Origin of the sequence: Gordonia sp. CPCC 205515 (assembly GCF_048537925.1) — a bacterium.
Classification (GTDB): domain Bacteria; phylum Actinomycetota; class Actinomycetes; order Mycobacteriales; family Mycobacteriaceae; genus Gordonia.
In genome coordinates this window covers 1-14,583 of the sequence record NZ_JBCLVJ010000026.1, presented here as the reverse complement: position 1 = coordinate 14,583, position 14,583 = coordinate 1, and the positions used below count along the sequence as shown (strand labels likewise).

Genomic DNA, 14,583 nt, shown 5'->3' with positions numbered 1-14,583 from the left:
AGCGGCGCCGACACCCGGGGGGCGCAAGGACCGCCGCCGACGGGTCGTCTACCCGGCCGCCATCATGTTCGCGGCACTGCTCGTCATCGTCGTCACCGCCGCCATCGCCCCGCCACCGCCGACTCCCTCGGCCAGCACCAACCCGAACGCGACCACGACTGCCGCCGGCCTGCTGGAATGCCCGCAGCAGAACACGCCGACGCGGCTGGTCACCTCAGGCCCCGGCGACCTGTCGACCGGTCCCGGCGTCATCGCGGCCTTTGAACACTCCTACTTCACCACCCGCGACCCCGCCGCGGCCGCAGACCATCTCGCACCCACGATGCGCGTCACCCCGACCGCCATCGCCCAGGTGATGGCCGACAACTTCCCGCCCGGAGGTGCGCCGATCCCGTATTGCGCCACCATCACGCCGTGGAACGGCGACAACACGTGGGCCGTGTCCGTCGACTGGGCCAACGAAGCCACCCGCGAAATGCAGACGTGGACAGCAATTTACGAAGTCAAGCCCTCCGATGGCCGCCTGCGTATCGTCGCCGAACTCCCCGCCAGCTGACCAACCCACCCCGACCCAAAGGACACCCGATGCGACTTTGCCGACCGGCCTATGCGCTCCTCGCCGCCACGGTCCCGCTGGTCTTGACCGCTGCGAGCCTCACCGCCGCTCCGGCGGCCGCCGAGGACCGCCCGACCTGTCCTGCCGTGCACGTCCTCGCTGTGCAGGGCACCAGTCAGTCATCGTCGGATGCACCCACCAAGACCGACACCGGGTTCCTGTCCACGGTGATCCGCCCCGTCCTCGGTGCCAAAGCCGCCGATCAATCCCTGCTCGTCGAACGAACCTACATCCCCTACCGCGCCAATTTCGGCGACTCGGGCACCACCAGCACCTACCGCGACTCCGCCGGCGAAGGACTCAACCGGCTCTCACAAGTCGCCAGCCGCGTCATCACCCAGTGCCCCACCACCAAACTCGTGCCGATCGGCTACTCCCAGGGTGGGCACGTCGTCGATGCCTTCGCCGCGGCCGTCGCCGACGGCCAGGCCCCCGTCGCCCCCGACCACATCGCGTTCGCCGTCACATTCGGGTCGCCCACCCGCGGAGAGAGCGACCCGCTATTTCCCCCCAACCCCGGCCAAGTCGCACCCACCGACCTGCCCGAGATCGGCGACCTCAAACCCACCAAATTCGCCGACAATCTACCCACCCCCGACGGTCGCGGTATCGGCCCCGAGGCCGACGAGATCCGCGACTTCGGGTCCCTCAGCGGCCGCGTCGCCCGATTCTGCATCCCCGGTGACCTCGCGTGCGCCTCGCCGAAAAGCGCGTCGCTGCTACGCCTGGGTGCCAGCGTCGTCGAGCAATCCAATCTCGACTTCGCCAACGACCCGACCGGCACCGCCGCACGTCTGGCCTCAGCGGTAGCCGACACCGCTGTACGTGGCACCGCCAAAATCATCAACTCCGACATCACCGGTACCTCCCTCGCCGACCTCGACGTCAATCCGCGCTTGTCGATCTCTGAACGGCTCGCGGAAGTGTCAGCACCCGAAACCCTCACGCCCTCATCGTCATCCGCAGCTGACCCGGACAACACCAACAGCGAAGGTGGCGCATCAGCGGTCGCGGCCGGAAGTGGCGACGACAACCCGCTACGGGCCATCGCCCGACTCGGATCGATCGCCCTCAACACCGTGGAGACCTTCGCCGCCGCCATGTTCACCCCCGAGAACATCACCTCGATGATCACCGCTGGTGTCAACGCCCTCGCCACCGGCGCCGGCGCCGCCTCCGGCAACCCCGCTGCCGCACTCACCGGAGCCAGCACCGCCGCGTCGGGCGCGCAGCTGGGCACCGCCGCAGCCAATGCCGCCTTCCAAGCCGTGCCACCGGCCACCGCCATCACCGCCGTGCGGTCGCTGTTTCAAACTCTGCTCAACGAAGTCGAGAACAACGCCGACCTGCCGCAGGTCGTTATGGACGCCCGCACCTGGAACCAGGTCGCCTATCACAGCGGATACGACCGGCGGCCGGTCTCCACCACCGGTGCGACCGCCGCGGCCGTCACGGCCGATTGGATCATCACCGCCGCACGCGCGTATCAACAGGCCGCCGCCGACGCGGCCGCCGAGTCCGACACCTCGCCGTCGACGACACGCACCGCGCCGAAGCCCGGCACCACCGAACCCACCGCGCCCTACCGCACCTCAGATGACAACCGGACCGCACCGGTCGGCGCGATCGAGCGCAACACCGACCCGGCCCGGCGCGGCGACCACACTCTGCTCGCAAAATATAAGCCCGCGAACGCAAGCCGCGATCTTCCCCCGGCCGCATCGGGCGCGGCCAGCGAGGACCCGCCGGTCATCCCCGTCGCCCTCGAGAACCCCAGCCTGACCGAGGCTCAACGGATGGAGGTCGCCACCGACCCGAGGTTCGTGCGACCCAATCCCGCCCAGCGCCTCGCCCGACACGGCACCATCGCGCTGCCCAACCAGAACGTCACGGCGGTGCCGGTATGACCGACACCGACACCCGCGAACCCTTGCTCTGGGTCACTTCCACTTCCGGATGGGTCGAAGAGGCGCTGGTGGCGCGTCTGCTGCCGCCGGCCGCAGCCCTCGACGGGCCGCCGAGTGAACCTGCACCCACCAACCCCTACCTCGTGGTCGTGGCCGCCGAGAACCAGCCCGCGTGCGAACTGCTCATGCGTCAGCACGGCGTGATCTACGACGACGCCGGCGCCGTTCACCAGAACGTTCCCGCCGGCTGGACCATCGCCGCGACCATCTTCGTCGCGACCACACCGGGACGAGCGGACAAGCAGTTCCGCAACTACGCCGCAGCCCTCGCCGACGACCCCGACCGAATCGTGATCCGGCTGCCCTTCGTTCCCCAGTGGCGCCTCTCGCCGATCAACCGGCTACCCCAGTGGGACCTGACCCCACCCGCGCCTGGTCGACGCCAAGCCCGTCGCGACGACCGCCTCCCTCCGTCGGTCGCGGCTGACTTCACCCGACTCATGGCCCACGTCCGCACCCGACACCACCAGCACCGCAAAGAGCCTGACGAGCACCGCGACGCCGAGGGCGCCGAGCAGCAGTGCGCATAACCCACCCCACCACTCAACTCACCTGTCACCGGAAGGAAACACATGCTCACCTCAGTAAATGGTCTCGCAACGCGGGCCTGGCTCGCGATCGAACAACCCTCTCCCGACGCCGGCCCGTTCGCAGCCCTGTGGGACAAGCTCGGCGCCGTCCTCATCTGGGGAGCGACCATCGCCGGGTTTGCCGCCATCGTCATCGCCGGATGCCTGTTCGCGTGGGAGCGGATCGATCCCAGCCGAGAGGCCGTCAGTGGCAGGGTTCTCGTCGGCGCTGTCGCCGGCGGGGCGCTCGTCGCGATGGCCGCCCAGATCATCAACTGGTCCTATGACGTGGCGTAGCGGCAATGCCGTTCCCTCACAGCACCGTTCACGCCCAAGCCAAGCCGCTCCCGGCCGAGCTCCAGGGCATCATCGACCAACTCTTAGGAAACGTGGCATGGGCAGGTCTGTTCATCTGCGGCGTCTCGCTCGTCGCGCTCGTCATCATCATCACGCTCCGATTTCGCCAGCCGGACACCCTCGACACCCTCATGAAAGGGGTCATCGTCGTGGTGATCTGCGCCGGCATCGTCGGCTCGGCCGCCGCCCTCGCCAACTACATCTACAGCTAGTCGTCGCGCTCGTCGGGCTCGTCCTGCTCGCCGCCACAGGATGTGGCGGCGATGGCACCACCGAGACCAGCTCGGAGCCGGCGTCGCTCACCACCTTCTCCTACGAGGGAATTCAACTCCCCCAGAGCAGTTCGGACGGTCCGGAAACCAAGCAGCCGTTCCCCCGCGGATATGCCCACACCGAGACCGGCGCCGCCCTCGCCGCCATCAACACCACTGTCGTTCTCGACACCGCCAGCGACGACGAGTGGGGTGCAGCGCTCTCGGCGCTGGTCATCAACAACGACGGATACCAGCAATGGGCCACGAGCCGCCAGCAGGTCTCGGTCAACCCGCAGCGCAGCTCCGCGGCGAAAGTGACGATCGCCGGATACCGCGTCCTCGGCGCCGACGACGCCGCCGCCCGGATCGAGGTGTACACCACCTATCCCGACGGCTCGCACGCCCGCCTCACCCGGACGGTCCAATGGTCCGGGGCGGACTGGAAACTTGTGCTCCCCACCGATGACAGCGAACCGGTCATCGCAGCGGTCACCGAGTTTCCCGACGGGATGGTCACCCTATGACCCGGCCGGTCTCGCAACCTCAAACCCTCCACGTCACCGCCGAGTGGCGGCGGAAGCTGCGGGTGTGGCTGGCCAGCAACGACCTCACAGCCACCGCCGTCGCCACCACCGCTGCGCACGCGCTGCTCGAATGCGATCACGGCGCCACCGTCTATGTCCCGCCACCCACCGGAGCACACCGCATCACCTTCTCCATCCCCGAAGAACTGCACCGGCGGGTGATCGCCGAAACCACGTCCAACGGCCCGAACGCGCTATGGACACACGGAATCCGGACCATCCGCGACTTCTACCTCGTCGCGCTCGACAACCACATCGCCGCCGACACCGCCACCGCCGACACCCAACCGACCACCGCACACTGATCGAAGGAGCATCACATGTCATCTACCGCCCACGAGTGGGACACCGCTGCGACCGCCGTCGCCGACCACGCCGACACCCTCACCACCGCACACACCCACCGCGAAATTCGCGCGTGGGCCGAAGAACACGGCCTGATCAGCCCCAGCATGTGGACAAAGATCAGAACCGAACTGCGCAAACAACACGACATCGACTACGACCAGCTGCGCGCCGCCACGCTGCGCCGCGAGAGCAGCGAGGTCGCCGCCGCCGCCGCGGACGCCCCCACCGTCGTACTCTGCGTCGCCGGTGACGCCGAGATCGGCACTTACGCCATCTGCCCACCACACAACGACCACGAATCCTGGTACGGCACGTTCCATCCCAAGGACAAGACCTACAAAGCCGGCGACGACCAATCAGCGGAACTGTCCGCCGCACAAAAGGCGGTGTTCCTCGCCGGCAAGCTGCGCGAACACCTCGACGTGCCGGCGCTCGGCGTCACGATCCTCACCACCCATCCCGACCTGGCCGCCGAGGACATCACCGCCGACGCGGTGCGTGCCCGCGTCGCCGTCACCGTCGAGCACGTCGAGGAGAACCCCGCCGTTGCGCTCGTGCGCGCACCCGGCTACCGCCAATGGCGCGAGATCAAGCTGCCCAACCTGCTCGGCGGCTACACCACCTAGCCGCCTCCAGCGGCGACCCGTTCTGACCACTTCGTCCCCAAGGAGATCCATCGTGTCCACCACCCGCCGACGACTGCTCTCCCTCGCAGCCGCGTGCCTGACGGCTGCACTCGTCGTCGCCGGGTGCGGGCAGGACCCCGACCAACCGGAGGCAGGTACCACCGCACCGGGCAGCCACCACCACGGACACGACGCCGCGCCGGCTACCCCAGTGCCCCAGTCGTGGATCGACGACCGGTTCACCGATCCGGTCCTCGAGCCCGACGCCTCGCGTATCCCGTTCACCTACGTCCCGAAGAACTTGAAAGGCGAACCCCTACCGGCACACTCAGCAACCGACGATCCGGTCATGTGGCAGGCCGTCGGCTGCAAAGCACTGGCCTTCTCCGCCGACGCCGGACCCGTCGGCCGCACCGACGGCGGCTGGCCCAGCGGCTGGACACGCACACCGAAAGGCGCCGCCCTGGCCGCCTGGTCGATTGCCCTCCTCTTCGAGGTAATGCCTGACAGGGCCGAGTTCATCCGCGAGTACCTCACCGGAGATACGACCGGATTCGAGCAACGCAGCGAGCAACGTGATCCACGCGCGGGTGTGCGCGCCCAGCAGTGGGCCGAAGGTGCCGACTGTTTCCGCGCGGCAGCCAGCCGCCGCGTCGACATCGACACACAAGTGACGCTCACCGAACAGGACAGACTCGCAGCGGTCCGCTCACATGCCCCGCTCTACTCGTTCACCTGGGACTTTCCCCTCGTATGGGACGAGGAAGCCGGCGACTGGAAAACCACCGCCGACGGCATGGAACAGTACTGGCGCACCACCGACAACCCGGACGACCGGCCGATCGACCCGGAATTCCAATGGTGAGCCCGCTCGCGGGACTGGCGCGCACGCGCCCTGCCATCGTGTTGACGGCGACGATCGCGGCAGTTGTCCTCGCCGCCTGGGTCGGCGCCGGCGACGCCGCCGCGTGGCCGTGGGACAACCTCGACGAAAAGGCGGGCGACGTCGCCAAAGGGCTGGTCGCCCGGCTCGTGAACGGCATTCTGTGGGTGCTCATTGGGCTGATGCAGTACGTGATGAGCTTCTTCGTCGCTGACCGAACCAACCTCGACGCCGACTCGTTCACCGAAATGATCACGTGGGCAACGAGTTACACCTACCACCTGCAATCGGTGTTCCTGTTCGTCTCCATCATCTGGGTGGCTGGGCGGCTCGCGCTCGCACAATGGACCGGCGGCGGCCAGGCCGCCGTCACCAGCGGCATGATCCTGTCCGCACGGGCACTGGCCACCTCCCTGGGTGCCGCGACCGTCGTCATCCTGCTGACCCGCGCCTCAGACATCTTGGCCGCGTGGATCTATGACGACACCGGCACCAAGGTTGAAGAAGTCACCGACCAGCTGCAGGAGAAGATCGGCACTATCGACGCCGACAACTTCGACGGCAGCAGTCTCCTGCTCGTCATCATCTGCATGATCGCGATCCTCGGGTGCCTAGACCTAATCCTCCAACTGTTCCTACGCCTGTTCTACCTGGCCTTCGGCACCGCCATCCTTCCCTTGGCGGCCGCCGCCAGCGGCACCGAAGGAGGCCAGGCCACCTACCACCAGGTGATGAAGCTCCTCATCGCCATGATCGCGTTCAAACCCATCTGCGCCGGTGCGTTCGCCATGGCCATGGCATTTCCGGCCACCGACAGCAGCGATGCCAAGGACGTGTTCACTGCCGTCCTGTTCTACATCGCACCGATCCTGTGCCTGCCCACCCTGCTTGCGCTCGTCGGCGTCGGCGGCAGCATCCACGGCCGCGTCAGCGGCCTAGCCGGTGTGGGCGCGCTCATGGTGGGCGGTCGCGCAATGACCCGGCTCCCCGGCCGCGCCGCCGGAAGTGCACGCGGGGTTGCCGCATCCTTCGGCCGCGGCGGTGGCGGGGGCGGCACCCGCGGGCCCGGCGGCACCGGCCCCACCGGCACACGCCCCGTACCCGGAGGTCCCCGTTCCGGGGGCGGGGGTCGTCCCGGCGGCGGCGGAGGTGGCGGAGGCGGCGGAGGCGGGGGTGGCGGTTCCACGCCCCGCCCCGCCAGCGCCACCAGCGGCAGCGGAGGTGGCAGCAACGGCGGCGGCGCCAGCAGTGGCCCCCGATCCGGCCGACACTCCCCGGCCTCGGCGCAGGCATCCTCGACGTCGGCCGGTCCGGGGACGTCCGGATCGAATGGGCAATCATCGGGTCAGTCCGGACCCGGGGCCACCAGTGCCAGCGGCGGACAGTCCCCGGCAGGTGACCCACCAGCGCAGCAGACCGGGCGGCACGCCGCCGACGCCGGCACATCGAGTCGCGAGTCTGGCCCCCCACGTCCCAGCGGGCCACGGCCCAGCGCACCGGTCACGCCCCGGCCACCCACCGTCGGTGACCAGCGGGCCAGCGCCGGTGACCCCCGCCTGACCGCAAAAGCAATCGCCCGCCGCAACCTCGGCACCCACACCATTCGCAGAGGGAGATAGCACCCATGGCAGACCAGCAGCTCGCGCCTGAGACCACCTACGGCAACTGGTCCTCGCGCGAATCCACCGGCGCCTTCGGCCTGACCGCCAAAGCCACCTACACCGTCATCGGCCTGACCGCCGTCTCGTTCGTCCTGATCCGGATGACCGGCAACTTCCTGCTCGGCGCCGGCATCGTCCTCGTGGGAATGATCCTCGTCGGTGCCGGCGCCTATCGGCCCCAAGGTCTGAGCGTGTTTGACCGCGTCTCGGACTCCCTGCGCTTCACCGGCGCGAAGATGAAAGGCGAAACAGACTACGCCGCAGGCCCTCTCACCCCATTCAACGGGGCTCCGCTGCCCGGCCTCGGGGCCAATATCCAGCTGCACGCCTACACCGCGGCCGACGGATCGGAGGTCGGCGTGCTGCACGACCCTAAACAACGCACCGTCACCATCATCTGGCGCGTCGACCCGATCGGCGAGGAAAACGTTGACGGCGACGACCGTGACCGGATGGTTGCCTTCTGGGGAGTGTTTCAACGCGACCTCGGGCAGTTCGGCGACATCGTCTTCGCCACCGCCACCGTCGACGGCTATCCATCCTCTGGGCTGATGCAGCTCATTGCGCTGGAATCCGCCCTCGACGACGACGCCCCCGCCGCGGCCGCCAATCTGATCCGCGAAGTCGAGGAAGAGTTGCCCACCAACAGCTTCGACGCCCAGCACCGCATCGCCATCACCTTCGCCTGCCCCGGCGACTGGCGAGATCGCATCGTGGAGATCTCTCGGCGCTTCTACGCGCTCTCAGCCAATATCCATGCCTGCGATATGGATTGCCGCATCCTGCGCGCCGACGAGATCACCGAGTTCGTCCGGCGCTCCTACGACCCATCCACCCAGCTCGACTTCGACGACCTACGAGCCCGCAAGCAAGAGCACGGCCTGCACTGGCGCAACGCCGGTCCCACAGGCGCGAAAGAGTACCGCTCCGACTACGCCCACGACACCGCCACCTCGATGAGCTACGTGGTGTGGGAGTGGCCGAAAGATGGTGTCTCCGACCATATTCTGCACCCACTGCTCGAAGTGAACCCCAGAGTTCCCCGCAAGCGGGTGACCCTGCTCTACCAACCCGAAACCAGTGCCAACGCCCGCAGCATCGTCGAGAACCAGCAGCGTGACGCGATGCGCGCCAGCCAGCGCATCAAACGCGGCATCCACGACGTCGACGCCCTGAACCGTCTCGAGGCCGTCACCCAATCCCGCGATGAGGTCTCGCGCGGCGCCGGCTGGCTGGCACAAGCGCTCATCGTCACCGTCACGGTCGACGCTGACGGCGACTCAGTCGCCGACGTCGACTCCATCGTGTCCGATCTCGCCACCCAATGTTCGCTGCGGGTGCGGCCGGCCGCGTTCCATCAGGCGTCGACCTTCCAGTACGGGCTCGGGATCGGCCTGGTCCCACCGATCCACGCCTCAGTCACCAAGCGCAAGTAGGAGACACCGCCGATGCCCCTCACCGATGCCGAGCGCGACGAGCTGCTCGCCCGCTACATCAGAGACCGCGACAGCTCCACCGGACTCAAGCGCTGGTGGCGCGACGGGCAGGTCAAACGGCTCGCCGCCGCTGCCAACGCGGCACCCGACGAGCTTGAGTCTCCCCGCGACGTCGGCCGCCGTGGGCGCGCCGGCCGTGGCGGCGGCCGTGTCCTCGCCCCACGCGCACCCGGTCTGATCATCGAGGGATCGAGCCGCCAGATGCCCGGCCTGTGGCCGTGGACCGTGGGCGGCGATTCACCTCTTTTCGGTGCCCCCCTCGGACACCACCTGATCCACCAGCGGCCCGTCCACTTCGACCTGATCGACTGGTGGCGCAACGGATACATCACCGCGCCGGTCATGGTCATCATCGCCACCAACGGATCCGGCAAATCCACACTGGCCGCGCGGCTGATGACCTACGCCATCGCGACCGGGCGCTGCCCGATCGCGGCCGCCGACATCAAACCCGACCACCGCGACCGGATCCAAGAACTCGGCGGACAGGTCGTGTCCTACGGCAAAGACATCATCAACCCGCTCGCCCCAGGCGCACTCGGCCGCGCCGCCCTGCGCCTCGACGGCACCCGGCGCGAAGAACTCCGCGCCGATATGCGCCAGTCCCAGCTGCTCAACATGAAAACCCTCATCCAGCTCCAACGCGGCACCGACCGCATCGGCGACATCGAGGGCGCTATCCTCGCCGAGGCGATCCGCGAGCTCAGCACCAATCCGACACAGTCGGACTGGCTCGACCCGGAACTCACCAATCTCGACCAGCTGCTGCACGAACCGACCGATGCCATGCGCTACATGGCCGTCGCCGACACCACCGAGCAATACCGCGACCAGGCCCGCGAGCTCATCGGCTCCGTGCGCGCGATGATCAAACCAGACTCCATGTTCGGTCGCATGTTCAGCGGGCAGACCACCCAGCCCCTCGACACCGATGCCGTGGGCATCGACATCGACGTGTCCTGGGTGCCCGAAGGCGATGCCGCCGCACGCGGTGCCGCCATCGCCATCGGGTGGACCGAAAGCTATGCCTCGGTCACCGCCGCTCACGCGCTCGCCGATGCCGGCAAGGCCCGCGCCCGCATCTATGACCTCTACCTCGAAGAGCTTTGGCAGCTGCTCTCGGCCGGAGAGATCGTCGTCGACATCCTCAACCGCGAGTCACGCACCAACCGCACCAAAGGCACCACCATCACCGCCATGACGCACTCGGTCTCGGACTTCTCCGGGTCGGTCTCGGCGGCGCAGGCCGAGACCGCCCAAGCGATCTTCGAGAAGTGCCAGGCCCGTATCTACGGTCGGATCGGACAGCGCGAACGCGAACGCCTCGAACACTTCGAGAACTTCACCGACGCCGAAATCAACATGCTCCGCAGCTGGGGCCGCGCCCACGGCATCCACTCCGCCGATCCGGGCGCCACCCGCCGCGATCCCCCGGGACTGGGTCACTTCATCTTGAAACTGTCCGAAGATGACGGCGCGGGCATCCCGTTCCGGGTGCACGTACCGGACTCACAGCGGCGACTGCACAACACCTCAGCACGTCTGCACGCTGCCACCAGCAGCAACTGAACGGCGGCGCCGCACCATGTTTTCCGCCACCGTCTCGATCCTCATGATGCTCTGGCGGCACAAAGAGAAGGTCGCCGCCGTCGCCATGATCTTCCTGATGGCGATCGCCATGAAGATCGACCTCGACAACCAGGCGCAAAACAACTGCGGCGCCACCACCACACCCTCGGCCGAGGGAGGAGGCGGCGTCGTCGTGGACGGCGACTACGCCTACCCCGCCGACAAGAGCGCCACCTCTGTCAGCTCCCCCTATGGCATGCGCGGCGGCGAGTTCCACCGCGGCATCGACATCGCCGGTCCCGAGGGCACACCGATCTACGCCTTCGCCGAAGGGACTGTGGCCGACGCTGGCCCGGCGTCCGGGTTCGGGTACTGGATCGTCGTCGATCACACCTTCGGCGGCAAGCGGTATTCCACCGTCTACGGACACATGTGGGCCAACGGTGTGCTGGTCAGGACCGGCGACCGTGTCACCGCCGGCCAACGCATCGCCCTGATCGGAAACAACGGTCAATCGAGCGGTGCGCATCTGCACTTTGAGGTGTGGAACGGCGGCCGTATCCCAGAAACCACCGCGGTCGACCCAGCGCCGTGGCTCGCTCAAGCCGAAGAAGGGCGACCGGCCCGGCCCGGCCCGGCCGCCGAACCGGACGCACCGCGGCCCCCTCCCGAGGACTCCACCGATCCATCGGTGTTGCGGGCACGACAGATCATCGACGTCGGTCACCGGCGCGGGATGCCCGAACAGGTCATCCATTCCGGCCTCGCGACCGGCCTGGTCGAATCCAACCTGCGCAATCTCGCCTCCGAAGCCGTGCCCGAATCCAAGCAGTACCCCAACGACGGCATCGCGCCCGGCGACCACGACTCTGTCGGCATCTTCCAACAACGCCGCTCTACACAGAGCGCCGGTGTCGATACCAAAACCGCAATGGACCCGGTCTGGCAGATCAACACCTACTACGACTACGTCGAGAAGCAACCCGGCTGGCGCACCGCCGACCCGGGCGAACTCGCCGCCGATGTCCAAGGCCCGCGCGAGGATCTTCGCGGCAAATACGCCGAGCGCATGCCCGAGGCCACTGCCCTCTACGCGACCTACGGCGCCTCGGCCGACGGCGCCGCCGGGGAGGGCTGTACGACCCCGGACGGCGAGATGACCGGACCATCCGGTCCGGCCGGCGACCTCGCACGCAAAGCGGTATCGGCCGCGATGTCGGTGCGCGGGAAGCCCTATATCTGGGGTGGCGAAGGCCCCGACGGGTATGACTGCTCCGGCCTCATCCGCTACGCCTATCTGACCGCCAGCGGCGGCGCCATCAGCCTGCCGCACTACACCGGCGACTCCGGAAACCCTGGACTTCTGGCTGTCGGCGCCGAGGTACCCAGTCAGTCCGACCTGCAACCCGGCGACATCATCCTCTACAACGGAAGCCGAACCCAGGCTGCACATGTCGGGCTCTACATCGGTGACGGACAGATTGTGCACGCTCCCCAGGAGGGCGACGTGGTCAAAGTGGGGCCGATCTCGCAGGGCGGCACCGTCGTCATGATGCGACGCATCGACACCGCCCCCAGCCAACCCGACATGCCATCACCACTCGACAGCACACCGACATCCTCGCCCGCTACACCACAGGACCGACCATGAAACGACTCGTCACCGTCCTTGCCGCCGTGCTTGTTCTGGCGGGATGCGGCCTCATCAGCGCCCCGGACGACCAGCCGATGGATCGACTCGAGGACAACTATCGAATGGAGGTCACCGAGCCGTCACTGCCCTACGATCCGCCCCTCGGCATCGACGAAACGAGCGCGCAGAGCGTGGCAACCGGCGCGGTCCGCATCATCTACGGATGGCGATTCGACCGCGACACCGACAGCTACGCAGCCCTGCTGCGCGCTACCCCGCTGATGACCGCACCGCTCGCCAACGAGCTGCGCACTGTCGCGCCGCAGCCCTTCGTCAACTACCGAACCTGGGAGGAATGGGCGGCGCAGAACGCCAGCACTACGGTCGTGGCCACCATCGCCGGCGAGGAACACCCCGCCGACACCGAGGACGAATGGCGCCGCAAGATCGGCGTCGAGCTCACCGTCCACGCGGCCGGCCGGCCGCTGCACCAGTGGACATTTGCGGTGCTGATCACGGCACAACGACAGGCCGGCCAGTGGGTGATCGCTGAGTTTCGACCGCTCGGCGTCTAGCCACACAGCGAAGGGCGGGGTGCGCAAACCTGATGGTTGCGCACCCCGCCCTTTTCGTCTTCGTCGCGAGGGCCGCCCGGCTATGGAACCAGGATGTAGTACCCGGCGCCGTAGCCCTGCGGTGTGCGCACTGCCGTGTTCGGGGCGTAGGGCGCGACGCCGAACTGCACCACTCCCGAGCCAGTGCGTATGTCGCGACTGACCTTTTGGCCCGATCGCGGGCCGAACGTGGCCGGGATGAACGTCTCCTTCAAGTAGGCGGTGGCGCTGGTGTGCGTCGCGATAAACAGGACACGGCAGCGTGGGTTCTTCACCCACGTCTGTCCTTGACCGTGGAAACCGTGCGAGATCAGCGTGACTCGTGTGATGCCCGGCGTCGGTGACGTCAGGCTCACCCGAACTGCACCGCGGCAGTAGGAGTGATTGCCGAAGGTGCCGAATGTGTCGCCGGTGGTGGTGATGCGCGGAAGCTCCCGCGGTGCGGCATCGGCGGCGCCCGCCGTGGCGAACAGACCCGTCAGGACTGCCGTCGCAGCGCACACGGCGGCGAGCGCGGTGCGAACAACTCGAGATTGCATGACTCTCCAATAGGTAGGGCGAGTGGTGATGCGGAAGATTGTGGGCCTGCTCGGCGGTCAGTCCGCCAGAACGGAAAGCAGGATCATGATGAGCAGGATGACGACCGCCATCTCCGCCAGGCCGTCGAAGAACGACGACCTGGGCGGGTGGCGGTGGCGGCTCATGGTGTCCTCACTCATCGTGGTTTAGGCGCAGTCAGCGTACGCGATCTATCCGACAGCGCGTTCGTGATCGGCGTGGCCGTCCTCGTCCGGGTCGTGTTCCTGCTCGCGCTCGAACGACTCAGCCGGCGACAGGTGCGGCGTACCTCGCATGTGGGCCGGCGCGCCGGCGACGGGCGGCGTCGGGTTGCGCGTCTCATCAATGAGGCGCGAAATCTCCCGCGGTCGCAGCCCCAGGTCGATCAAGGACTGCCGGTGATCCTTGGCGGATCGTTCGGCAGCCTTCACCGCGTCCTTGCGAGCCTCGACCTCGTCGAGAGCCGCGACATAGGCCACTCCCGCCGCCGCGAGATCGCGCTTGCGCTGCTTCAGCTGCTCAATCTGTGCATCCAGGTCGCCGGTGATCAGGTCGCCGACGACTCTTTTCTTTGTTGTCATGGCACACACCATACCGCCGTACTAGCAGTAAAAGACATGGCTGCACGTAACAAACTGAGTATCGACGAAGCGCAGTGTGTAGTCTGACGCTTGTGAGAATCGCGTCCCCGGTGCGTCCTATGACCTTCTTGCGACTGTCCTCGGGAGGACACTCAAAAGACCTTCCCTGGTCACCCCAAAGCTCGTTGACCTGCGTCAACGAGCCGCCCGCCCGTCCCCCCGCCTTTCTCGCCCAACACCCACCGCGCGGGCACCTGGGGCGGGAAG

General features: G+C 67.6%; 14 protein-coding genes and 1 pseudogene. 13 read left to right on the top strand and 2 right to left on the bottom strand.

Annotated features, from left to right (window positions below):
• The 13 genes and pseudogenes from AAFP30_RS28025 to AAFP30_RS27965 form a co-directional block, all read left to right on the top strand.
• Window positions 1–556, top strand: a pseudogene (locus AAFP30_RS28025) (hypothetical protein); the annotation flags it as partial.
• A gap of 29 nt (window positions 557–585) precedes the next feature.
• Window positions 586–2,523: a cutinase family protein gene (locus tag AAFP30_RS28020; RefSeq protein WP_419233340.1), complete on the top strand. Its 1,938-nt coding sequence runs from the start codon at window positions 586–588 to the stop codon at window positions 2,521–2,523.
• Window positions 2,520–3,113: a hypothetical protein gene (locus tag AAFP30_RS28015; RefSeq protein ID WP_419233339.1), complete on the top strand. Its 594-nt coding sequence runs from the start codon at window positions 2,520–2,522 to the stop codon at window positions 3,111–3,113. Before AAFP30_RS28020 ends, AAFP30_RS28015 begins: the two co-directional genes overlap by 4 nt.
• 42 nt (window positions 3,114–3,155) lie before the next feature.
• Complete coding sequence (locus AAFP30_RS28010; RefSeq protein ID WP_419233338.1) at window positions 3,156–3,449, top strand: hypothetical protein; 294 nt, start codon at window positions 3,156–3,158, stop codon at window positions 3,447–3,449.
• A gap of 97 nt (window positions 3,450–3,546) precedes the next feature.
• A complete protein-coding gene (locus tag AAFP30_RS28005) occupies window positions 3,547–4,287 on the top strand; it encodes a hypothetical protein (protein WP_419233337.1) in 741 nt (246 codons plus the stop codon).
• Entirely contained in the window at window positions 4,284–4,652 is a 369-nt protein-coding gene (locus tag AAFP30_RS28000; protein WP_419233336.1) for a hypothetical protein, read from the top strand. The genes AAFP30_RS28005 and AAFP30_RS28000 overlap by 4 nt, the downstream gene beginning before the upstream one ends.
• A gap of 15 nt (window positions 4,653–4,667) precedes the next feature.
• Entirely contained in the window at window positions 4,668–5,321 is a 654-nt protein-coding gene (locus AAFP30_RS27995; protein ID WP_419233335.1) for a hypothetical protein, read from the top strand.
• Window positions 5,322–5,373: 52 nt separating this feature from the next.
• On the top strand, window positions 5,374–6,186 hold the full coding sequence (locus AAFP30_RS27990) for a hypothetical protein (RefSeq protein ID WP_419233334.1): 813 nt from the start codon (window positions 5,374–5,376) through the stop codon (window positions 6,184–6,186).
• Window positions 6,180–7,823 (top strand): hypothetical protein, encoded by a 1,644-nt coding sequence (locus AAFP30_RS27985; RefSeq protein WP_419233333.1) that lies wholly within the window; start codon window positions 6,180–6,182, stop codon window positions 7,821–7,823. Before AAFP30_RS27990 ends, AAFP30_RS27985 begins: the two co-directional genes overlap by 7 nt.
• Before the next feature lie 5 nt (window positions 7,824–7,828).
• Entirely contained in the window at window positions 7,829–9,301 is a 1,473-nt protein-coding gene (locus AAFP30_RS27980; RefSeq protein WP_419233332.1) for an SCO6880 family protein, read from the top strand.
• A 12-nt stretch (window positions 9,302–9,313) separates the two neighbouring features.
• Window positions 9,314–10,930: a hypothetical protein gene (locus tag AAFP30_RS27975; RefSeq protein ID WP_419233331.1), complete on the top strand. Its 1,617-nt coding sequence runs from the start codon at window positions 9,314–9,316 to the stop codon at window positions 10,928–10,930.
• A gap of 16 nt (window positions 10,931–10,946) precedes the next feature.
• Entirely contained in the window at window positions 10,947–12,581 is a 1,635-nt protein-coding gene (locus AAFP30_RS27970; protein WP_419233330.1) for a peptidoglycan DD-metalloendopeptidase family protein, read from the top strand.
• Window positions 12,578–13,138 carry a hypothetical protein gene (locus AAFP30_RS27965; RefSeq protein ID WP_419233329.1) on the top strand — a complete coding sequence of 187 codons (561 nt, stop codon included), beginning with the start codon at window positions 12,578–12,580 and terminating at the stop codon, window positions 13,136–13,138. Before AAFP30_RS27970 ends, AAFP30_RS27965 begins: the two co-directional genes overlap by 4 nt.
• Window positions 13,139–13,218: 80 nt before the next feature.
• On the opposite strand, the gene AAFP30_RS27960 is transcribed toward AAFP30_RS27965, so the two are convergent.
• Together AAFP30_RS27960 and AAFP30_RS27955 are read right to left on the bottom strand one after the other, a co-directional pair.
• Window positions 13,219–13,716, bottom strand: coding sequence for an enoyl-CoA hydratase (locus tag AAFP30_RS27960; RefSeq protein ID WP_419233328.1), 498 nt, complete (start codon window positions 13,714–13,716; stop codon window positions 13,219–13,221).
• Window positions 13,717–13,926: 210 nt separating this feature from the next.
• Complete coding sequence (locus tag AAFP30_RS27955; RefSeq protein ID WP_419233327.1) at window positions 13,927–14,316, bottom strand: hypothetical protein; 390 nt, start codon at window positions 14,314–14,316, stop codon at window positions 13,927–13,929.
• Window positions 14,317–14,583: the final 267 nt, after the last annotated feature.